The 19,764-nt window shown below is 69.6% G+C and carries 21 protein-coding genes and 3 pseudogenes; 8 read left to right on the top strand and 16 right to left on the bottom strand.

Annotation, left to right across the window (positions count from 1 at the left end; all coding sequences use genetic code 11):
* Positions 1 to 29 precede the first annotated feature (29 nt).
* The 4 genes from ACLQ23_RS04755 to ACLQ23_RS04740 all read left to right on the top strand — a co-directional run bounded on the left by ACLQ23_RS04755 (position 30) and on the right by ACLQ23_RS04740 (position 4,352).
* Positions 30 to 605, top strand: a complete 576-nt coding sequence (locus tag ACLQ23_RS04755) for a sigma-70 family RNA polymerase sigma factor (RefSeq protein ID WP_425880384.1) — start codon at positions 30 to 32, stop codon at positions 603 to 605.
* On the top strand, positions 592 to 1,800 hold the full coding sequence (locus ACLQ23_RS04750; protein ID WP_425735565.1) for a WD40/YVTN/BNR-like repeat-containing protein: 1,209 nt from the start codon (positions 592 to 594) through the stop codon (positions 1,798 to 1,800). The genes ACLQ23_RS04755 and ACLQ23_RS04750 overlap by 14 nt, the downstream gene beginning before the upstream one ends.
* 129 nt (positions 1,801 to 1,929) lie before the next feature.
* Entirely contained in the window at positions 1,930 to 2,301 is a 372-nt protein-coding gene (locus ACLQ23_RS04745; protein ID WP_355629555.1) for an SCP2 sterol-binding domain-containing protein, read from the top strand.
* A 5-nt stretch (positions 2,302 to 2,306) separates the two neighbouring features.
* Positions 2,307 to 4,352: a glycogen debranching N-terminal domain-containing protein gene (locus tag ACLQ23_RS04740; protein WP_425880438.1), complete on the top strand. Its 2,046-nt coding sequence runs from the start codon at positions 2,307 to 2,309 to the stop codon at positions 4,350 to 4,352.
* A 73-nt stretch (positions 4,353 to 4,425) separates the two neighbouring features.
* Here ACLQ23_RS04740 and ACLQ23_RS04735 read toward each other — a convergent pair whose 3' ends face one another.
* Positions 4,426 to 4,911, bottom strand: a complete 486-nt coding sequence (locus tag ACLQ23_RS04735; RefSeq protein ID WP_355594886.1) for a hypothetical protein — start codon at positions 4,909 to 4,911, stop codon at positions 4,426 to 4,428.
* A gap of 171 nt (positions 4,912 to 5,082) precedes the next feature.
* Here ACLQ23_RS04735 and ACLQ23_RS04730 point away from each other — a divergent pair, with 171 nt between their 5' ends.
* Positions 5,083 to 5,718 carry a dihydrofolate reductase family protein gene (locus tag ACLQ23_RS04730; protein ID WP_425880383.1) on the top strand — a complete coding sequence of 212 codons (636 nt, stop codon included), beginning with the start codon at positions 5,083 to 5,085 and terminating at the stop codon, positions 5,716 to 5,718.
* A 75-nt stretch (positions 5,719 to 5,793) separates the two neighbouring features.
* Here the strand turns inward: ACLQ23_RS04730 and ACLQ23_RS04725 are convergent, their stop codons facing one another.
* The 9 genes from ACLQ23_RS04725 to ACLQ23_RS04685 form a co-directional block, all read right to left on the bottom strand.
* Positions 5,794 to 6,582 (bottom strand): hypothetical protein, encoded by a 789-nt coding sequence (locus tag ACLQ23_RS04725; RefSeq protein WP_053655728.1) that lies wholly within the window; start codon positions 6,580 to 6,582, stop codon positions 5,794 to 5,796.
* 17 nt (positions 6,583 to 6,599) lie between these two features.
* Complete coding sequence (locus ACLQ23_RS04720) at positions 6,600 to 6,917, bottom strand: type VII secretion target (protein WP_167943777.1); 318 nt, start codon at positions 6,915 to 6,917, stop codon at positions 6,600 to 6,602.
* Complete coding sequence (locus ACLQ23_RS04715; RefSeq protein WP_425880382.1) at positions 6,914 to 7,663, bottom strand: hypothetical protein; 750 nt, start codon at positions 7,661 to 7,663, stop codon at positions 6,914 to 6,916. Before ACLQ23_RS04715 ends, ACLQ23_RS04720 begins: the two co-directional genes overlap by 4 nt.
* Positions 7,660 to 8,133, bottom strand: a complete 474-nt coding sequence (locus ACLQ23_RS04710; protein WP_425880381.1) for a hypothetical protein — start codon at positions 8,131 to 8,133, stop codon at positions 7,660 to 7,662. Before ACLQ23_RS04710 ends, ACLQ23_RS04715 begins: the two co-directional genes overlap by 4 nt.
* A gap of 146 nt (positions 8,134 to 8,279) precedes the next feature.
* Positions 8,280 to 8,903, bottom strand: a complete 624-nt coding sequence (locus ACLQ23_RS04705) for a DUF6518 family protein (RefSeq protein WP_425880380.1) — start codon at positions 8,901 to 8,903, stop codon at positions 8,280 to 8,282.
* A gap of 65 nt (positions 8,904 to 8,968) precedes the next feature.
* The gene (locus tag ACLQ23_RS04700; RefSeq protein ID WP_167943773.1) at positions 8,969 to 9,424 is read right to left on the bottom strand and encodes a DUF6069 family protein; all 456 of its coding nucleotides are present in this window, start codon (positions 9,422 to 9,424) and stop codon (positions 8,969 to 8,971) included.
* Positions 9,425 to 9,461: 37 nt separating this feature from the next.
* The gene (locus ACLQ23_RS04695) at positions 9,462 to 10,460 is read right to left on the bottom strand and encodes an RNA polymerase subunit sigma-70 (protein ID WP_167943772.1); all 999 of its coding nucleotides are present in this window, start codon (positions 10,458 to 10,460) and stop codon (positions 9,462 to 9,464) included.
* A 155-nt stretch (positions 10,461 to 10,615) separates the two neighbouring features.
* Positions 10,616 to 11,008, bottom strand: a complete 393-nt coding sequence (locus ACLQ23_RS04690; RefSeq protein WP_053655716.1) for an ester cyclase — start codon at positions 11,006 to 11,008, stop codon at positions 10,616 to 10,618.
* Between the two features lie 24 nt (positions 11,009 to 11,032).
* Positions 11,033 to 11,719 (bottom strand): SDR family NAD(P)-dependent oxidoreductase, encoded by a 687-nt coding sequence (locus ACLQ23_RS04685; RefSeq protein ID WP_053655715.1) that lies wholly within the window; start codon positions 11,717 to 11,719, stop codon positions 11,033 to 11,035.
* A gap of 124 nt (positions 11,720 to 11,843) precedes the next feature.
* Here ACLQ23_RS04685 and ACLQ23_RS04680 point away from each other — a divergent pair, with 124 nt between their 5' ends.
* Both ACLQ23_RS04680 and ACLQ23_RS04675 read left to right on the top strand, forming a co-directional pair.
* A complete protein-coding gene (locus ACLQ23_RS04680) occupies positions 11,844 to 12,452 on the top strand; it encodes a TetR/AcrR family transcriptional regulator (RefSeq protein ID WP_355629541.1) in 609 nt (202 codons plus the stop codon).
* A gap of 257 nt (positions 12,453 to 12,709) precedes the next feature.
* A pseudogene (locus ACLQ23_RS04675) lies at positions 12,710 to 13,003 on the top strand (hypothetical protein); the annotation flags it as partial.
* A 228-nt stretch (positions 13,004 to 13,231) separates the two neighbouring features.
* On the opposite strand, the gene ACLQ23_RS04670 reads toward ACLQ23_RS04675, so the two are convergent.
* On the bottom strand, positions 13,232 to 15,391 hold the full coding sequence (locus ACLQ23_RS04670) for a GDSL-type esterase/lipase family protein (protein WP_400276608.1): 2,160 nt from the start codon (positions 15,389 to 15,391) through the stop codon (positions 13,232 to 13,234).
* Positions 15,392 to 15,766: 375 nt separating this feature from the next.
* On the opposite strand from ACLQ23_RS04670, the pseudogene ACLQ23_RS04665 reads away from it, so the two are divergent.
* Positions 15,767 to 16,156: pseudogene (locus ACLQ23_RS04665) on the top strand (hypothetical protein); the annotation flags it as partial.
* 20 nt (positions 16,157 to 16,176) lie between these two features.
* On the opposite strand, the gene ACLQ23_RS04660 reads toward ACLQ23_RS04665, so the two are convergent.
* The 5 genes and pseudogenes from ACLQ23_RS04660 to ACLQ23_RS04640 all read right to left on the bottom strand — a co-directional run.
* Positions 16,177 to 16,977 (bottom strand): maleylpyruvate isomerase N-terminal domain-containing protein, encoded by an 801-nt coding sequence (locus ACLQ23_RS04660; protein ID WP_355631430.1) that lies wholly within the window; start codon positions 16,975 to 16,977, stop codon positions 16,177 to 16,179.
* 119 nt (positions 16,978 to 17,096) lie between these two features.
* Positions 17,097 to 18,131: a hypothetical protein gene (locus ACLQ23_RS04655; protein WP_355631433.1), complete on the bottom strand. Its 1,035-nt coding sequence runs from the start codon at positions 18,129 to 18,131 to the stop codon at positions 17,097 to 17,099.
* Positions 18,132 to 18,390: 259 nt separating this feature from the next.
* Positions 18,391 to 18,762, bottom strand: a complete 372-nt coding sequence (locus ACLQ23_RS04650; protein ID WP_355631436.1) for a hypothetical protein — start codon at positions 18,760 to 18,762, stop codon at positions 18,391 to 18,393.
* Positions 18,759 to 19,214 carry a MarR family winged helix-turn-helix transcriptional regulator gene (locus ACLQ23_RS04645; protein ID WP_355631439.1) on the bottom strand — a complete coding sequence of 152 codons (456 nt, stop codon included), beginning with the start codon at positions 19,212 to 19,214 and terminating at the stop codon, positions 18,759 to 18,761. Before ACLQ23_RS04645 ends, ACLQ23_RS04650 begins: the two co-directional genes overlap by 4 nt.
* Before the next feature lie 37 nt (positions 19,215 to 19,251).
* A pseudogene (locus ACLQ23_RS04640) lies at positions 19,252 to 19,374 on the bottom strand (IS5/IS1182 family transposase); the annotation flags it as partial.
* Positions 19,375 to 19,764 lie beyond the last annotated feature (390 nt).

The following is a 19,764-nucleotide window of genomic DNA, read 5'->3' as shown; positions in this document are numbered from 1 at the left end:
GGTGGGAGTGGTGGAGAAGGGAGGTGACGGTGTCGGACGGCGATCTGATCTCCGAGCTTTACGCCGGCTGTTTCCGACGGCTGGTGGTCCAGTTGTACGCGGTGACCGGTGACCTGAACGAGGCGCAGGAGGCAGTCCAGGAGGCGTTCACCCGGGCACTGGTGTCGCCACGGCGGTTCGCCGGACTGGAGAACCCGGAGGCGTGGCTGCGCAGGGTCGCGGTGAACTGGGCCCGCAGCCGGTACCGCCGCCGCCGCGTGCTCGACGGCCTGCTGCGCCGCATTGGCCCGCCGCCAGCCGTCGCCGACCACTCCCCGGACCACCTCGCCCTGCTCGCCGCCCTGCGCGTACTGCCCGAGGGGCAGCGGCACGCCCTGGCGCTGCACTACCTGGTCGACCTGCCGGTGGACGAGGTCGCCGCCACGTTGGGTGTCTCGGCCGGAACGGTGAAGTCCCGGCTGTCCCGGGGACGGAACGCCCTGGCGGCGCTGCTCGCCGAACCCGAGAGAGCCGTACCCGAGAGAGCCGTACCTGAGAGAGCCGAAGCCGAGAAAACTGCCCACACCGACACCACGGAAACCGGGAGGATCGATGTCCGGTCGTGAGTTCTCCGAATTCGACGTGGACGTTGTCGCCGAGGCCGTCCGGCAGCCGCCCGTCGAAGAGCTGCGATCCGCGGCCCGGTCCCGCCGACACCGGTCGATCGCGATGGTAGCGGTCGCCCTTGTCGCGCTGTCCGGTCTCGCTGTTGTACCGCTGGTCGGCGAGCCAGACCGGGCCGCCCCAGTCGACCCGGCGAAGCGGTCGCCCGCGCAGTTCAGGGAACTCACACTGACCGGGCCCGATTCCGGGGTCGACGTGCGGCAGGACGGTTGCGTCCTGCACTTCACGTACACCGGCGACGGCGGCCGGAGTTGGTCGGACTGGGACGCGGCGCGCTTCGAGGGCACGAGATGTACGGCCGGTATCGCCACCGCGACGCCGGGCAGCAGCGTTGACTTCTCCGTACTCGGTGAGCGGTCCTACCTGGTCACGGACTCAGGGCTGCCCCGCCTCTCCACCGACTACGGCCGTACCTGGCGGGACGGAAACTCCGCGATCGTCGCCGTACCCACGTTCCCGGCGACGGCCCGACCCGTCCTCTGCGGGTTCGGCTGTGGACCGTTGGCGGAGCCGCTGGCGGTGGACCCGTCGAGTGGAACGGTGTATCGGCTCACCGCCAAGGCGCCCTCCTGGCGTCCGCTGTTCAGCCTCTACCCGGCAGCGGACGGCAGCATCTGGGCGATCTACCGGATGGGAGGCACCTCGGGATCGACGGTGGCCCGCAGCGTCGACCGGGGCGCTACCTGGACCACCTGGGAGGTGGGAGACGATGCGAGCGCTGTGTCGGTGGTCGGGCTCAACGACCGGGAGGGGTACCTGCTGGTCGCCCCGCGGGAGACGACCGGTGGGGTGAAGCTCCTGAGGACCACGGACGGTGCGAAGACGTGGACGGACACCGGCGCCGACCTGCCGGTGGAAACATACTACGACCTCACTGTCGGGTCGGACGGATCCCTACTGGTGATCACCCCGGGCGGGGGTACCGAGCCTGAACGGCGCGCGAAGCTCCTGGCCAGCCGGGACAGCGGGCGGCATTTCACTGTCGCGCGGGAGTACGGCCGGCTCGTCGGCTCGGTCAGCGTCGCGCCCGGCTACGCCTGGCTCTTCGGGCGCGACGACGGGTCGACTGGAGAGCCTGACCACGCCCTGGTCACCACCGACGGGATCACCTGGTCGCGCGTCACGCTCGCGCCGTGAGCCGTGGGCGATGCGGCCACCCCTCGACCTGGGTCACGGATCCCGCCGGTGGAGCCTTCGCCGTGAAGGTTAGCGGCCACGCACAGCGGGTAGCCGACGGGTGCTCCTACCAGCGCCCGCGGAGGTCGGATGTCGGCGACCAGTGCCTTCTTCGAACGCTTGGCGGCTACCGACCATGATCCACGGTTCGACAAGGTCCGGGGCAGCATCCGGTTCGACATCCGCGACGGTGACCATGTGCAGCGGTGGCTGCTGGCCATCGACCACGGCCGTCTGCGGGTGACGCAGGACGACGGCCCCGCCGGGACTGTGATCCGGGTGTCCGCGCAGGTCGCGGAGTCGATGGCGCTGGGCCAGATGAACGGCTTGGCGGCGATCACCCGCGGCGAGATCCTGGTCGACGGTGATCTGGCTCTGGCGTTACGGGTCGGCCGGCTGTTTCCGTCGGAGGTCGAGGTACGGCGCGGTGCCGCCGCCGAGCCGACGAACGGGACCAGATGAGGGACATCCCGGGCACCGTGTCGTGCCTCGACGGCAGCACCTTCATCGTCTCGGACGCCAGCGGTGACGTGGAGTCGTCGTCGAGCGCGCCCGTGGGGCTGTTCGCCGCCGACACGCGCTTCCTGTCCCGCTGGGTGCTGACCGTCAACGGGGAACGCCTGAACGCGTTGTCGGTGGACGACAGCAAGTACTACGAGGCCACGTTCTTCGTGGTGCCGGGTGGGGCTGTCGACTACGTGCAGGCCGACGTGTCGGCGATCCGGCGGCGCTGGATCGGGCCGGACCTGACCGAGTCGCTGACGATCTTCAATTACGGCGATGAGGACGTCGACCTGGACGTACGACTTGAGGTGGCTGCCGACTTCGCCGACATCTTCGAGATCAAGTTCGACACGCACGACAAGGTCGGCAGTCACTACACCGAGATCGAACCGACCGAGTTGCGGCTGGGCTACCGCCGCGGCACGTTCCGCCGCGAGGTCTCGGTGACGGCAAGTGAGCCGGCAACCTTCGACCCGCAGGGGCTGCGGTTCACGTCGCGGCTGCGGCCCGGGGAGCAGTGGTCGACCCGGTTGGACGTGGTGATGCGGGCGCTCCGCCCGGACGGTGTCGATCTGCGGACCGCCGTGCGGGCGCTCCGCCCGGACGATTCCACACTGCCCGAAAGCGTGCGGGAGTGGGTTGCGCAGGCCCCGACACTGGACACCGACAACGTCCCGCTCCAACAGGTCTACGAGCGCAGCCTTGTCGACCTGGCGGCGCTGCGCTTCGCCCCGCTCTCGCTGAGCGGCGCCACCGTACCCGCGGCCGGGTTGCCCTGGTTCATGACCCTGTTCGGGCGCGACAGCCTGCTGACCTGCCTTCAGACCCTGGCCGTCACGCCGTCGTTGACCCCGCCGACGCTACGGATCCTCGCCTCGCTACAGGGCGCCCGCACCGACGACGTACTGGAGGAGGATCCCGGTCGGATCCTGCACGAGTTGCGCTACGGGGAGTCGGCGGCGTTCGAGGAGCAGCCGCACTCCCCCTACTACGGCACCGTGGACGCCTCACCGCTGTTCGTGGTTCTGCTCGACGAGTACGAGATGTGGAGCGGCGACCGGGCTCTGGTGATCGAGTTGGAGCAGGAGGCCCGTGCGGCTCTGGAGTGGATCGACACGTATGCGGACCTGAACGGGACCGGCTACATCTGGTACGAGCGGCGCAACCGTGCCACCGGTTTGGAGAACCAGTGCTGGAAGGACTCCTGGGACAGCATCTCCTTCGCCGACGGGAGGCTGCCGGGTTTCCCGAGGGCGACATGCGAAACCCAGGGGTACGCCTACGACGCCAAGATCCGCGGCGCGCGGCTGGCGCGTACCGTCTGGGGTGATCCTGACTTCGCCGACCGGTTGGAACGCGAGGCGGCGGCCCTGTACGACCGCTTCAACAGGGACTTCTGGCTCGACGACCGGGGTTACTACGCGCTGGCGCTCGACGGCGACGGGACGCCGGTGGACAGCCTTTCGTCGAACATCGGGCATCTGCTGTGGAGTGGCATCGTGCCGCCGGAGCGCGCTCCGAGGGTGGTCGAGCACCTGATGGGTCCCGCGCTGTTCTCCGGTTGGGGCGTGCGTACCTTCGCCGAGGGGCAGGGCCGCTACAACCCGTTGGGCTACCACAACGGCACCGTGTGGCCGTTCGACAATTCGTTCATCGCGTGGGGCCTGCGCCGGTACGGGTTCCGCAGCGAGGCGGGGCGCATCGCCGAGGGGATCCTGTCCGCAGCGACCTACTTTCAGGGGCGGCTGCCGGAGGCGTTCAGCGGGTTCGACCGCTGCACCACCCGCTACCCGGTCCGGTACCCGACGGCCGGCAGCCCGCAGGCGTGGTCCAGTGGCGCGTCCATGCTGCTCATCCGAACGATGCTCGGCATCGAACCGCACGAGAATCATCTCGCCGTCGATCCGGCGCTGCCGTCGGCGTACGGCCGGATCGCGCTGCTGGACATCCCGGGCCGTTGGGGCAGGGTGGACGCCTTCGCCCGCCAGCGTCCCGAACGGTCCAGCTGAGGGTGCCGGGCGACGGGGACGCCGGCCGGCGTGGGCAGGTGCGCCACGCCGGCCGGTGTCAGAGCTGCGATGGTCAGAGAACGAACGTGACGCCGGCGGCCTTGCACGCGGTGGTGATGTCCTTGCCGGCCTTCTCGAAGGCCGGGTTGTCGGCGGCGGTCGCCGGGTCCGCTGCCGCCGCGGCCTTCGCCGCTTCGGCGCCGAACGTCTTCAGGGCAGTGGCCAGCTTGCTGTCGCCGCCGGCCGTGGCCAGGGTGGTCACCCTCTCCTCCAGCCCCGCGAGGATCTTCTTGTAGTCGGCCGCCGACGGCTCACCGGCCGAGACGATCTTCAGCAGCTCCGCCTTCATCTCGTCGCTGGCCTTCTGCGCCGACTCGCAGATCTCCTTGTCGCTCATGGCGGGCGCGGTGGGCGAGGGTGCGGCGGAGGTAGCTGCTGCGGACGTGGGGGCGGTGGTCGTGGACCCGGCGGTCGTCGCCGCATCTCCGTCACCGCAGGCGGCGAGAGCCGTTGCGGCGGCGAGGATCAACACGGCGGAGGCAATTCGAGAGGACTTCACGGACGGGCACGATAACCGATGCCCCGGCAATGATCAATTTGGTTGCGGGGCACCGCCCAATCACGACGGACGCGCCGATTCCGTACGGCTGAGGTTGCCGAGCGGCCCTCCTCTGTCGGTGTGCGGGTCTACGCTCCGGACCGAGCAAACCAACCGACCGGGGGGTAGGGCATGGGCCACATCCACATCGAGCTGTTCGCAACTCTCGACCTCGTCGGGCAGGCGCCCGGCGGTCCCGACGAGGACCCGGAGGGGTTCCCGTTCGGTGGCTGGCAGGCACCCCTGCTGGACGAGGTTTCCGGTGCGCAGGTCTACGACGCGTACGAGGGCACCGACGCCCTCCTGCTCGGCCGACGCACGTACGACATCTTCGCCGCGTACTGGCCCCACCAGGAGGGTGGGCAGGACAACGCCATCGCCACGCTCTTCAACAGTGTCCCGAAATATGTGGCGTCCCGTGGCGAGCCGGATCTGTCCTGGGCGGGGTCCACGCAGCTGGGCCCGGACCTGGCCGGCGCGGTGCGCGAGATCCGGGACCGGCACGAGCACGTGAAGGTCGTCGGGAGCCTCAACCTGGTACAGACCCTCCTGCGCGAGAAGCTCTTCGACAGGCTCGACCTCTGGGTGCACCCGATCGTGCTGGGCGTCGGCAAGAAGGTGTTCGACGGTGGCGAGGTGCCCACAAACCTCACCCTCCTCGACCCACCGGTGGCCAGCCCGACGGGCACCGTCTACCTGCGCTACGGGCTCGCCGAAGGCGCTCCCGGCACCGGCGACATGAGCGCACCCGACCGTGGTCGGAGCTGATCGCAGCCAGCGCTGAGCCGCGGTCAGCGCTGACGCCTGGTCAGCGCCGAGCCGCGGTCAGGACTGCAGGGACGGTCAGGACTGCAGGGACCAGTCGGCGTCGCCGTCGGTGACGGTGGCGTCGCTGAAGTGTCCCGGGGCGGCGTCCGGCCAGTTGCCGCCGGGGAAGGCGCTGGCGTCGATCGCTTCCCCGTGCAGCGCCACCATCTGGCTGGCCTGGGCGCCCAGCACCGCCGTCAGAGTGCTGACCGCCGCGATGATCATGCCGGTGTTGACTGCGGCTTCCTCGACGATGAGGGCGGCACCGGCCCAGGAGAAGACCACGCTGCCGAGGGCTGCCAGCGCGGCGATTGTCGCGATGATGAACTTGGTCAGGATTACGGCGAGCGCCACGTAGAAGGCAAGGCCCGCCACCGCGCAGGTGTTCAGGGCGGTGGCGGTCTTGTCGGCGATGACCCCGATCCGGGCTGCGGCATCCGACTGGGGCTTGATCTGCTTGATGTAGGCGTCGGCGGCCTGGCCGTGCCACACGCGCGCCACGCCGAGTTGTTCCGGCTTGAGTTCGCCGGACACGTCGGTGGCAAGACCACGCACACCCTGCCACTCCGATGCGGTGAAGAAGAACGTCACCGGGGCGGCAGCGCCCTTGAGCAGTTCAGCGATCTTGTCCAGGATCGCCGAGCCGAGTTCGAGGAGCTTGTTGCCCACCCAGATCAGGCGATCGGCGATGCCCTGGGTGATGAACCACCTATCGACGGCCCGGCGGACCGTCGGATCGACCTTGTCGAGCTTGTCCGAGAGGTCCGTCATCTTGGACGAGAGCTTGTCCATTGTGGCTTCGTACTGGGCAAGGGTGAATGACATCCGGATCGATCCCCAGGTCAGTAAAGGTTGTTGAGCTCGTGGGCGTTGCTGGCGTCTTCGGCGTCGTAGGTGTCGGCGACCTTGCGCAGCGTGGTGGCGATCTCGGTCATCCGCTGCCGGCCCTCCCGGCAACGGGAGGTGATTTGATCGGCCGCCTCGTCATACGGCTTCACGAGGAGCTGGAAGAGGCCCGCCTCCAGTGCGGTCATCCGCAGCCCTTCGGCCCTGCTGGTGATGGCAGCCATCGTGTCGCTGTGCCGCAGCCACATGCCCGCCTCGGTGCGCAGCGTGTCGGTGGCGACCTCGACGTCCTTCTTGCTGGGGGGCGGAGTCATGTCTGGTCCTTCGCGGATTGCGCCGATCGTTGCAGGTCATTGAGGGTTGCCAGGGTTTCGGCGAACAGCTGATCCAGTTCGTTGGCGCCGGCTGCCTGGCGGGTCGCGTCCGCCAGATCGGCGCGAGCAGCTGCGACGGCCTCGGTCAGCGCGGCGGTCAGGTCGGCGCCGCCCTGCGTTTCCAGCCAGTACGGCTCCGCCTCGCACGACAGCAGACCGGCCGCTGAGACGGTGACGACTATCTGGCCCGATGCGTCGGTGCCGGTGCCGGTGGCGGCGATCGGCGACAGGGCAGCGTACTCGTCGATGTTGTCGGCAGCACGCAGCACGTCCTCGACAAGTTCGTCGAGCGGGCGGGGCTGCGCGCGGTCCACCTGCGCCCGCATTGCGGCGGGCAGTGGATCGGAGGTCTCGGCAGGACGCTCCCCCGGTTGGTCGGCTCGTGGGTCTGCCGCGTCGTCGGGCAGCGCCTCGGAGACCGCGGCCATCCGCTCGACGGCAGCAGCCTCACAGGCCTCCAGCACCGCCGCCGTCAACTGCTCTGCGGCAAGTCGCCGCCGCCAGCCCGACTCCACGGCGATGGATTCCGGCGATCCGTCGGGGCCCAGCACCACCTGAACGGCGCCGGTGGCATCGGTTGCCACCACCTGCTCCGGCATGCTCGCCTGAGCTTCGCTCAGGATGCCCTGGAGGCCGAGGGCGTAGCTTCGCAGTTCCTGCAAAGACCGGACGATGTCGTCGGTCACGAACGATCCTCCCGTAGCTGCTCGAACCGCTCCCGCAACCGGTCACCGCCGGCGGTGGCGCGGACCCGGACCACCTGCCGGGCCACCGCCGCCATGGCCACCGCACCCACCACCAGGAGTACGCCCAGGAGAACGTCGGTGCTCGCCTCCGACGTTGCCAGGCAGCCGATCCCGAGCACGACGACGAGGAGCGCGAATGCGAGAAGCGGCCCGGCGATGGCCCACCGGCGACCGCGCGACCACTGCCGCGCCCCGTACCAGACGACCACCGACACCACCGCGCCGACCGCCGTCAGCGCCAGCGCGATGAGCAGCACCGTCACTGAGGCCGCCCGGCCGAACACCGCGTGTTCCGCCGCATCGGTCGACCCGAGCCACACGACGAGGGCGGGCGCGACGCAGAAGGCGGCGACGATCCCCCACACCGGACCCGCGTCCCGCCCGCGAGGGCCGGTCAGTCCTTCACTCATGGTCAGCGAGCGTATCGGCTCGCGTCGCAACCGTCAGGCCCAGCCAAGGTCACCGATGGACAACAAGTAGCCGCCGCAGGTGAAACACGGCCTTCGACAGCGCGTCCAGCCTGCAGGATCGACGGCGGACAAGCGGGATGCACGTCCTACGAGAGGGCGCCGCCGGCCAGCGCGAAGGCCACCAGGATCGCGGCGGCCAGTGGCACTGCCACCGCGACGGCGAGTGCCCGCTGACGATGGGACCGGCCGGTGAGCACGACGATCAGCACGCCCAGCGCGAGGTCGATGGCGACGTTCCACCACGCGCCGGAGGAGTAGTCGGGGTCGGTCGCCTTGCCGGCGAACCGGGCCGCCTCCTCGAAGAAGACGGCTGCCGGCAGCGCGACGCCGACGACCTGCCGCCAGCCCGTGCCCCGGGCCCAGGTGCCCGCGGTGCCGAAGACCACCCCGGCGAGCACGCCGAAGAACATCCAGACCAGCGATGTCGGCGCCCAGAGGACCGCGAGGTCGTCGCCTTGCAGAAGGGCCGCCGCGAGGTAGTAGCTGGGCACGGCGACGACGAGCAGGACGGTGGCGCCGAGGGCGGCGCGGAGCCACCCGGATCGCACCCAGTAACCGAAGAGGAAGGCGGCAACCGCCCAGGTCGCTGTGGAGTTGCCGAGTTCGGCGATGGGGAACGGCAGCCACTTGATCCAGCAGAAGTCCAGGAAGCCGAGCAGCAGTCCGCCCACCACGGAGGCGAGCGCCACCGTCCGATCACCAGGTCGCATAGCGGCAGAGCATACCGAGTATGCCCGGACCGGTTCGGCGCCCCCTCGCCCCGGCCGCCGGATCGTCAGCCGGTCCGGGCGCGGAGGCTCCGCGCCAGGGTGGGGATCATCACCGCCGCAGGGACGAGGTGCAGCGCGAGCAGGGCGGCGACGGTGGCGGCGTCGGCCCCGGAGAGCAGGGGCGGAACCATCGAGATAGCGGTCAGCGCCACCGTCGTCCACACGAACCGGTCGGCTGGGCGGGCGCTCCAGCGGAGAAACGCGACGGCGATGACGACGCCCACGACCGAGAAGACGCCGGTCACGAAGGCGAACCCGCCCAACGGGATCTTCTCGCCACCGTCGGGGATCTCGAAGTCGACACCGGCGGCCCGGGCGAGAGCGGCGGCGAGGGTGGTGGCGACCACCGCGACGAGCGCGGCAAGGAGGCCAACGCCGACCAGGCTGCGATATCGATGGGTACGCCCGATCCGGCCCGATGTCCGATCCGCGACGATCCCGGTGTCATTGGTGCTGCTCATGTCGTTCCTCCACTCGGTGTCGGGGCGTACGCCGGGACTACTGCGCGCTGTCCGCCGGCAGGCGCTCGGGCAGCCCGAGGCGGGGGAACTGGTCGTCGTGGAAGATGGTGATCTCGGTGATCTCGCCGCCGGTGACGCGCAGGACGTCGATCGTCAGGGGCAGGTACGCGTTCTCCTGCTGCTGCCAGTGGTAGAAGGCGACGGCGGGTTGCCGGTTCACTGTGGTGGGGATGCCGCGCAGGCCCGTCATGCCGTCGAAGCCGTCCTCGATCCAGCTGGCCACGACCGCGTCGCGTCCCACGTACACGCCGGGGGTTGGAGGCATCGAGGAGCGGACGTCGTCGCGCAGCATCGCGGCGAGCGCCGGCACGTCGGTGGCCACGCTGGCGTCGGTGAAGCGGCGTACCAGCTCACGGGTCCGGGCGTCCTGCTGGTCGCCGGTCCAGTCCTGCCGCTCGGCGGGCAGGTGCTCCCGCATGCCGACGCGGGCGCGCTGCAAGGCGCTGTTGACGGAGTTGACGGAGTCCCCGAGCAGCTCCGCGACGTCCTTCGCCGGCCAGCCGAGGACGTCGCGCAGGATCAGCACGGCGCGCGGGCGCGGCGCGAGGTGCTGGACGGCGACCAGGTACGCCAGCTCGATCGTCTCCCGCGCGACGGCAATGGTTTCCGGCGCGTCCGCGTCGCCTGCCGGCAGTTCGTCGAGCAGCCGGTCCGGGTAGGGCTGCAACCACAGCACCTCGCCGCCGGTGGCGGGCTTCGGGCGGCACTTGGCGAGCAGGTCCAGGCAGGCGTTGGTGGCGATGCGATACAGCCAGGCCCGGAACGTGGACCGCCCCTGGAAGGTCTCCCGCCGCCGCCAGGCGCGCAGGAACGTCTCCTGCACGGTGTCCTCGGCGTCCTCGAAGGACCCGAGCATCCGGTAGCAGTGCACGTGCAGCTCCCGCCGGTGCCGCTGCGCCAGCCCCGTGAACGTCGACTCGTCGACCTCGCTCAGATCGCCCACGCCCCGCTCCTTCAGCCGCGTGTCCGTACTCATCGCGTCATCCTTCCGCCTCGTCGTGTCCTGACGTAGGTATGACGGGTGCGGGCGGGACAACTCATCACCGTGCCGGTCGGCCCGGGGTGGCGGACGCGGTCCTGCCGCGTCCGCTCGGGGGAGCGAGCGGACGCGGCAACCGGGGATCCGTGCTGTCAGGCGGTGAGTTGCCGCAGCATCTCGGCCGAATCGTGCAGGGCCGTCATCTGGACGAACCGTCCGTCGCTGACCTTGTAGATGGCGTACTCGACGATCTCGAACGACTTGCCGGACGGCGGCACACCGAGCCACTCCTTCACCGGGGTGCCGGTGTTGATCGCGCGTACGGCGATGCGGTCGCGGTCGAACAGCAGTTCCTTGACCTCCCAGCGCAGGTCCGGGACGGCGTCGACGTCGTGCTTCTGTACGGCGAGGACGTCGTCCCGGGTGCCGGGCTCGCCGTTGAGCATCACCGTGTCGTTGATGAACTCGTCCATGCCGTCGAACTTGTGGGCGTTGAGGTCGGCGACGTAGCGCAGGTACCAGTCACGCAGGTTGTTGTCAGTCATCAGATTTTCTCCTGTTTCTCCGTGTCACCAGTTCAAGGGGCCGAACTCGTCGGTGAAGGTTCCGCTCGGGCCGTCGGGGCCGAGGGTGGCCAGGCGTACGACGGTCCTGGCGCTCTCCGCTGGCGGGCGTCCGATTCCGAGGGCGGCGGTCATGTCGGTGGCGGTGGGGCCGGGCTCGATCGCGTTGAACGTGATGCCCGGGTTGGCCTTGGCGTACTGGATCGTCAGCATGGTGGCCGCCGACTTGGACGCCGCGTAGAGCGCCGCCGGAAGGTTGTACTCGGGCCGTTCGGGGTTGGTGACAGCCCAGAAGGACCCCATGCTGCTGGAAACGGTGACCACCGTCGGGTTGGACGACTGTCGCAGCAGGGGCAGCGCCGCCTCGGTGACGCGGACGATCCCCACCGCGTTGGTGTCGAACACCCGCAGGGCTTTCGGACCGTCGATGGGACCGTCGCCGAGGATGCCCGCGTTGTTCACGAGGACGTCGAGCCGACCCTCCGCCGAGCCGATGGTCGCCAACGCGCTGTTCACCGACTCGTCGTCGGTGACGTCGAGTTGCACGAACCGTGCACCCAACTCGGCTGCGGCCTTCTCGCCCCGCTCGACGTCCCTTGCGCCGATGTAGACAGTGTGGCCCAGGTCGAGAAGCTGTCTGGCGGTCTCGAACCCGATGCCCTTGTTGCCACCGGTGATGAGCGTGACGGTCATTCGAATCTCCTACGTGTGGTTGCCCCGGTTTTGTACCGCTCGGTTGCTGAGAACCGTAACAGGGTTTTGTACTGATCGGTTGGTGACCCCGGTCACGATCTGTACCGAGCGGTAGACTGGTGCCATGAGCACTGAGACGCCCGCCGTCGGACGCCCCCGGGCCTTCGACGAGGAGACGGTCCTCGACCGCGCAACCGAGGCCTTCTGGCGACACGGCTACGAGGGCGCGTCCCTCAGCGTCCTCACCAGCGCGATGGGCATCAACCGGCCGAGCCTGTACGCCGCTTTCGGCAACAAGGAGCAGCTGTTCGAGCGCGCCTTCGCCCGCTACCACGAGACCCAGGTGGCAAACGCCCGCGCCGCGCTCGACCAACCGACGGCGTACGCCTCGATCGAAGCGTTCCTGCGCGCCAGCGCCGACGGCCTCACCGACCGTGACCACCCGGCGGGCTGCCTCTCCATCCAGGGCGGCCTGGCCTGCTCGCCGGAGAACGCCCGCATCTCCGAGCTCCTGGCCGCCGGTCGCGCCGCCACCGAAGCCGCGCTGCACGAGCGATTGGCGCGCGCCGCGAAGGAGGGAGACCTCCCCGACGGCGTGGACCCCCGCGCCCTGGCCCGGTTCGTGATGGCCCTCAGCGAAGGGCACGCCGTCCACGCCGCGGCCGGCGCGAGCCGCGAGGACCTCCAGGCCTCGGTCGACATCGCCCTACGGGCCCTGGCGTTGCACCCCTGAGCCCCGCCCCGGCACGGTCTGCGCCTGAGCCCCGGCACGCTCCGCCCCCGGCACCAGCGCCGCGTATGCACGCCCGGTCACCCTCGGTCGACGCGCGCGTCGTTCGCCTAGCCGGGCGGCGGGCCGGTCCTCGGCTGGGCCAGGGCGCTCCGCTACTCGCCAAGATCCGAGCAAGTTCCCGGATGCTGCTGTCTCCGACGCCCAGGAGACAGCAGCATCCCTGATGCTGCGCGGATCATGGGACGACCATCCGGCCGATGGATCAGATCGGCGGGCGCTGCGCGCCGTCCAGCCGCGCCCTGAACCACCTGGCCGACCGGCGCGCCGAACGCGCCCGGCACGAAGGTCGGTGATGGCGCCTCGACGCCGGCCGACAGGCCCTGCTCGCCCTGGCCCAGCTTTGCAACGGTGACACCATCGCCCGTCTGGCCTGCGGCCTCGCCGTCAGCGACACGACGGCCTGGCAGGACGTCCTCCGGGAAGCGGTCGACCTGCTCGCGGCACACGCCGAGGACCTGAACGCGGCGATGCGGCGCATCGGCCGGCTTGCCTCGGCCAGCGGCTCCGGCCAGACGCCCAACCGGCCTCGGCGCGGACTCCGGAGCACTGTCACCCGTACGCCCCGTTCGGCGAGCACCGCCACCGCCTCGACCTCACAAGGCACCCGGGACGAGTCGCCGCCCCGGCCGGGAGACGAGCGTTTACCGCTTGTCGCGCCCCGGCCGGGACGGCGGGAGAGCTGATGTTCCGCGTCGGCGGCGAAGCCCTGCCGCGGTGCGCTAGCCGACTACGCGGGTCGGTCCGGCCGAGGGCACTCCCTCCCCGGCCACGTTCACCGAGCACACGGCCACGGTGTAGGAATGGCCGCTGACCAGGCCGGTCAGCCGGATCGAGCGGCCGGTGGTGGAGATCGACGAGACGACGGAGCCCGGCTGGGAGTTGTCCAGGTAGTACACGGTGTACGCGCGCACGGTGTCGCTGTACGGCCCGGTCGCGGCGTCCCAGCTCACGTCGATGTAGCCCGGCCCGGCCGTGGTGTTGACGTTCGGCGGGCCGGCCGCGGTCTGCAGGTTGGCGACCGTCACGGAGGCGATCGGTGATTCCGTGGGTGCGGTCGTGTTGCCGCGGATGGCCACGACCCGGAACTCGTAGCGGTGGCCCGGCACCACCCAGTTGACCTTCCACGAGTCGGCGGGGATCGGCAACGGCAGTCGTTGGAAGCCTTCACCGGCGGTCGCGTCACGTTGATAGAGCCAGTAGCCACTGGCGCCGAAGGAGTGCTGCCATTGCAGTTCGATGCCGTTGGCGGTGGCGGTGGCCCGCATCGAGGTGGGCGAGTAGGGCACCATCTGCGGGATGCTTTCGGAGGGGATGGTGTAAGCGGCACCGAGCTGGAACTGGTTCCACAGCACGTTGGCGAACCCCTTGGCGATCTTGTGTTCGCCCTGCGGGTTCGGGTGCAGACCGTCGTAGGCATCGGTGTACGCGTCGTAGCCGGCGGCGATGTCCACCAACCGCACCGGAGAGGTCGCCGTATTCAACGCCTGCAGAGCGGGGCCCAGCTTGGCGTTGTACGCGCTGATCTTGCTGCCCAGATCCGGTTGCGCGTCCAGCGGTGTGCGTTGCGGGACTGTGGCGACCAGGATGCGGACGTCGGGCCTGCCGGCTCGGGCTTTGGCGATCAGGCTACGCATGTCGGCGATCAGCCCATCCGGGTTGGACACACCCCAGCCCAGGTCGTTGAAGCCCAGCTCGACGAGGAGGTATTTCGGCTGGTACTGGCTTACCCGAGCCTGGATGTCGTTCTTGGTTTGGTGGGCCTGGCGTCCCCATTGGGCGAAGTGGTCGCTATCGAAGGTGAGCCCGTTGCGGTAGACGCCGTTGAAGTAGGGCGGTGCCGACTCGTCCGGGAAGTTCGCCGGGAGGGTCGACGGCAGCCGGGTGGTCCCGCGGTAGGGCCCGACGAAGATGACGTCACGCCCGGCCGCCTTCAGGTGTTCGGCCAGCCGGTACCGCCAGGTGTAGTCGCCCTCAAGGCCCTGGCTGATTGAGTCGCCGACCACCATGATCGAATCGAGGACCGGTCCGAAACCCGTCGGTATGCTCACCGTGGTCCACAACTGAGCGTGATCGGAGTGCGACGACCAGATCCGTTGAACGCTGTGGACCGTCACCGACGGCGGCACGAACACGTAGTCGAGTTTGTCGCTGAAGACGGTGCCCAGCCGTTTATGGGTGGTATCGCCGCCCCGACAATAGGTGACCGGGTCGTCATCCGTTTCCGTTGTTTGCTTAATTTCGTTGCGACAGGGACTGAACGCCTCCTTGAACGTACCGTGTGCCGCATCGCTCCCCGCGGACCGGTAGTTCCGGTGGTAGAAGTTGCTGAGCACGGCGGAGCCCGGGACGTCGTTGAGGTCGCCGGCGAGAAACACGGTGGAGCCGGCGTAGTGGGCTGCGAGCACCCGCTTGACCTCTGCCGCCTCCCGCTTGCGCTGCTCGACGTTCTCCCCAGAATGGACGAGGTGCGCGGTGCAGACCACCAATACCTTGGCGAAGGATCGCAGGCACAGCATTTCGCGCTTCTCGAGGCCCTCCACCGCGGGCAGCTCGTGCGCCACCGGCTGCGGATCAGGCAGAACGCTCTGCTTGTAGATGATGGCGTTGCCGAACGGCGAGTCGTGCTTGCAGGTCGCGACGGCGCCGTCGCCGCCGCGGACCGCGTCGAAGTGCATCCGGTACGTGTCCGGCAGGAGCGCTTCCACCCGATCCAGCCAGTCCAGGCAGCCTTCGTTGATGGTCAGGAACGCGAGCCTGGGCATCCGGCTGTTGATGTCCGCGGCCAACGCGTCGGCGACCTCAAGGCCCTTGCGCCCGTGGGCGTCACTCCCACCGGCCATGTTGAATTGTCCGATGATGGGCTCGTCGGAGTCGGCCACCTGGACGGGCTGCCGCGTTATGGAAGACGGCGCCGGGGCGGAGGACGCTGCCGGGGCGGACGGCGGCGCCGCGGCTGCCGCCGAAGGGCCGACCAGGCATCCGGCCGCTGTGAGTATCGCGACGACCAACCGACTGAGTCTCATCGTTTCCCCCAAATGTGCAGGGGCGCACCTTACGACGTTTGCGCCCCCGTGCACGTCGTGTGGCTGATCATCTTCACCGAAGCGGAATTGGATGGCAATGGGCTGCCCGAATGTTCCGTCCTATGTGGTACGCCGCCAGGCGGGGAACGGCCGGTGCGGCGCGCGGTCGACGCCGCTGCCACCTAGCAGCATCCCTGATGCTGCGCGGATCATGGGACGACCATCCGGCCGATGGATCAGATCGGCGGGCGCTGCGCGCCGTCCAGCCGCGCCCTGAACCACCTGGCCGACCGGCGCGCCGAACGCGCCCGGCGCGAAGGTCGGTGATGGCGCCTCGACGCCGGCCGAAAGGCCCTGCTCGCGGCGCACGCCGAGGACCTGAACGCGGCGATGCGTCGCATCGGCCGGCTTGCCTACGCGATTCTCGACGCCGCCCTGGTCCCGATCGACCGGGCCCGACGGCAGAAGACCGTCAACCGCCATCACGCCAAGATCCGAGCCGTCGGCGAACGTGCCGTCGCCACCCTCAAGGGCCGGAAAGTCCCAGTCAAGCTTTCCTACTGCCCGCGACGCGTCACCGCGATCGTCCGGGCCATCCTCGTCCTACTTCACGTCCAGGCGCACGATGAATGGGCTCGTTGTTACGCGGACGGGTCCCAGGCGATGAGCTGGTCGAAGACGCGACGGTCCCCGTCCAGCTCCAGCTTCGGCGAATCCAGCTGTATGCGCCCGTAGAAGAACAGGACCAGGTCACTGGCCGTGCCCCGGGCGGAGGTGTGGGCCGTGTCCGGGTCCAGGTCCTCGCTGGCAGCCGGCGCGCCGAGGCGGGCGGCCCGTGCGCCGTCGCGGGACAGCCGAAGGCGCCAAGAGCGGCCCTCGGTGGCGTAGTAATCGACGACCGCGGGTTCGTGCGGCCAGGCGACATCCGTCGAGCAGAGGGTGAACTGGCAGTCGTCGAAACCGTCGAGGGCGACCTCGTCCGGCAGCGGCTCCGGGTCCCCCACGGCGAGCTGGGCATCGTAGGTGTGCACCGCGATCTCGGGCACCTGCCGCCGAGCCCACGCACCGGAGGTTTCCGGTGACTGCGAGTCACCCCACCACGTCCAACAGCCGCGGTCCGGGCCCGCCTCACTCAGCCCGCTCGTCAGGCGCTCGACGGACTCGGTCCACCAGGCCAGGAGAGCGTCGCGTTCCCGAGGCGCACCCGCGCCGTCGTCCCAAGCGGACTTCTCCGGTGGAGCGTCGGCCGGCCCTGCGGCGACGACGGCGGCCGACCTGCGGCGACCCATGCCCAGGTGCTGCACAAGATCGAACAGCGTCCACCCCGGACAGCTCGGCACCGGCACGTCGAGACTGGGCGCCGCAGCGACCGCGGCACGGAAGGCTGTCGACCGTTCGTCGATCAGCCGCAGATGATCAGTGAACGTCAAAGTCTTGTGCACCCCGGCTTTCTACCAGTGCGCTCCGGCAACCGGATAGCGATTTTCGCCAGTCGCGCCACGCCGGGTGACAACGGGCAACCTCGGCGGTGGCGTGCGCCCCACCCTTGGTGCCGGTCTTCTCAGCAGTCGGTCCAGCTCGCTGGGCGCAGTCGAGAGTCGTTCGTGGAGCCCACGACGAGGCCGTTGTCGGCGATTGACCAGCCGAGGACGAGGCGGGCATCGGGGACAGCGCCGTCCAGGGTCACGATGCGGTCGCCGTGGACGACGGTTTGGCCAGTGAGCACTGCGCCCCGGGCGTTGACGTCCTGCGGCGTTCTCCCCTCCAGGTTCACGGCGTTCGCCACGCCGGTCCGCAGGTCCCAGCGCACCCAGGTGCCGTCCTCGCGGTCGTCGCTGATGCCGATGCGGCCCACCGCCCACGTTCCCTGAGCCGCCCAGACCCCTGACCAGCGGGCGCCCGGAGCGGTGAGCCGGTCGGTCGTTCCGTCGGGATGGCGTACCCAGCCAAAGCCGCCCGCGGTGCCGACGATGGTGCCGTCGTCGAGGATCTCCTCCGCGCCGGTGACGGGCGGGCTGTCGATCACCTCGACGGTGCCCGGTCGATCGGCAGGCCAGAGCAGCGGGATGGTCGTCTCGGTCTCCTCGACAGCGCCGTAGCCGACGACGTCGCCGCGCGAGTTGATTGCCACCGCCCAGGTGCCGGAGACCGTCGTCGGGGCCGGCAACCACTCGAAGTGGCCGTTGCTGTAGCGCCAGGGGCGGTAAACGTTGTCGACGGAGGCGCTGCCGACGACTACTCCGTACCTGTTGATGCTACTGGGAATGTGGTCCACTGCCGTGGGGACGACGGTGAGTCGGGGTTCGGTCCACACTCCTGGCCTGGGGTGGAGCGGCGGCACGGTCCAGAGCAGCATCAGCGGCTGCCAGACGTCGCCGGTGATCCGGTAGCCGAGGCCGGCGACGAACCGGCCGGTCGGGTCGACCTCCACGGCTCGACCGACCATATCCGCCGGTAGAGGCAGCGGGTGCAGCGCGCAGACCGAGGCGGTCCGGTGCGTCGTCGCGGCCGCGGCGACGCCGGGCAGGCCCAGCGTCGCGGCAAGCGCCCCGACGGCGATACCAGCCAGAACTCTGCTCCGAACAGTCCGGGTCATCGCTGCTCCCAGTGGTGTGCGGTGGTGGTGAAACCGAAGCGTGCTGACGTTCCCATCGGAAGTGCCCTGCCGGTAGCTGCGCAGTGACGTTTTCCGTTATCGCACGACCGCCGTGTTGCGAGCCCGTTGCGCTGCAGCCGTTGAGCCGGCCAGTCGGCGAGAGGTTCGGCAGATGGACTTCAGTCTATGCACACTTGCCGGGTTCGGGTGGTACACCGTGGACTTCGCGACGTCGAGATGCTGGTCAAGAGCCTCGGGTTCAGCTGAGCGCGACGGTGAGCGAGCACGCCGCCAGGACCACGCATGTTGGTGTCATCACCAGGCGTTCGGCGCGGCTTCGCGAGATTGCGTTGAGCGCGATCCCGATTGCGAAGTACCCGAAGAGCACCCACGTCGCGACGCCGACGAACGGCCTGAAAGGCCCGAAGATTTCGGCGCGCGCGAGCAGCACCCAGGCTATGACGGCGTAGACGACGACCGACACTGCGCTGCCGACTCGCAATCGCCGCGGCAGCGTTTCGTGCTGCCCACCCCATACCAGCCGCCCGTACGGCCGGCCGGCCGCGACGAGCACCTGGAGCACAGCGAGTGCGGTGAGTACAACAGTGGCCACGATGGCGGCGACGCTCATGCCGTCACCTCCTGCCCGGCGAGATAGCGTGCGGCGTTGGCGACAAGCGTGTCCAGCGCGCTCTGCAGCGCTTCGAGATCGATACCGTCCTCGATGCCGTCGTCGATCTCCGCGAGCCCTTTCCATGCCGCGTCGAGGAGTTCCCGACCCTTTCCCGTGACGGCGACGCGATTCGCGCGCTGGTCGGTGGCATCCGGAGCGACCTCGACGAGCCCGCGCGCGACGAGTTCGACCAGGCGCTGCGTCACCGCCGCTCTGGACACGTCGAGGGCTTGGGCGATCTTGCTCTGTCGCGCAGGGCCGATCGCGTGGATCGTCACCAGCGCGGCGAACATCGAAAGGGTCACGTCGTGCATGTTCCGCAGGTGCGCGTCAGCGACGCGGTCGACGAGCGTGGTGGCACGGTGAAGCGTGAGCACGAGGCGTTGTGCCGAGAGCGTGGCGACATCCATAATGTTAAGGTCTTACCAAAAATGAGATGGGGCGTCAACCGGCGGCCAGCCGGGTGAACGGGTCACCGTCGCGCAGATGCGCCAACGCGAGGAGCGCTTGCTGGCCGGGGTTGAGGCGACGCCAGTGCGAACGGCGCTGGCGGCGGTGGCTGCGGATCAGGTCGGCGGGGTGAGTTGGAAGACGCTCAATGGTGGTCAGCGGGTGAGGCCGACCAGCGTCGCCAGTCGCGCCACGCCGGCCGGCGCCGGGTGCCCCCCGGGCGACTTCGGCGATGAGGGTACGCGCCAGAGGCCGGCACCGAACCTCGGCCGGCGCAACACTCGCGGCAGCCACCACCACCCGGGCCAACTCGACGGCGATCGGCCCGCAGCTGGTGCGATACGTGTCGTCGTACCCCCTCAGGCCGGCGGCGATCCCCGCGGCCCGGTCGGTCAGCTCGTCGGCGCGGTGGTGCTCTCCGCAGCCGGCGGCGGCAAGCGCAACCTGGACCAACAGCGTCCCACCCACGGCCCACTCCCCCGCCGACCGCAGCCCCGCCCTCGGGCACCG

Origin of the sequence: Micromonospora sp. DT41 (assembly GCF_049841715.1) — a bacterium.
In the GTDB taxonomy this organism is placed as follows: Bacteria; Actinomycetota; Actinomycetes; order Mycobacteriales; family Micromonosporaceae; genus Micromonospora; species Micromonospora profundi.
Note: the sequence above shows the minus strand (reverse complement) of the source record. Positions and strands in the feature narration are given on the sequence as shown.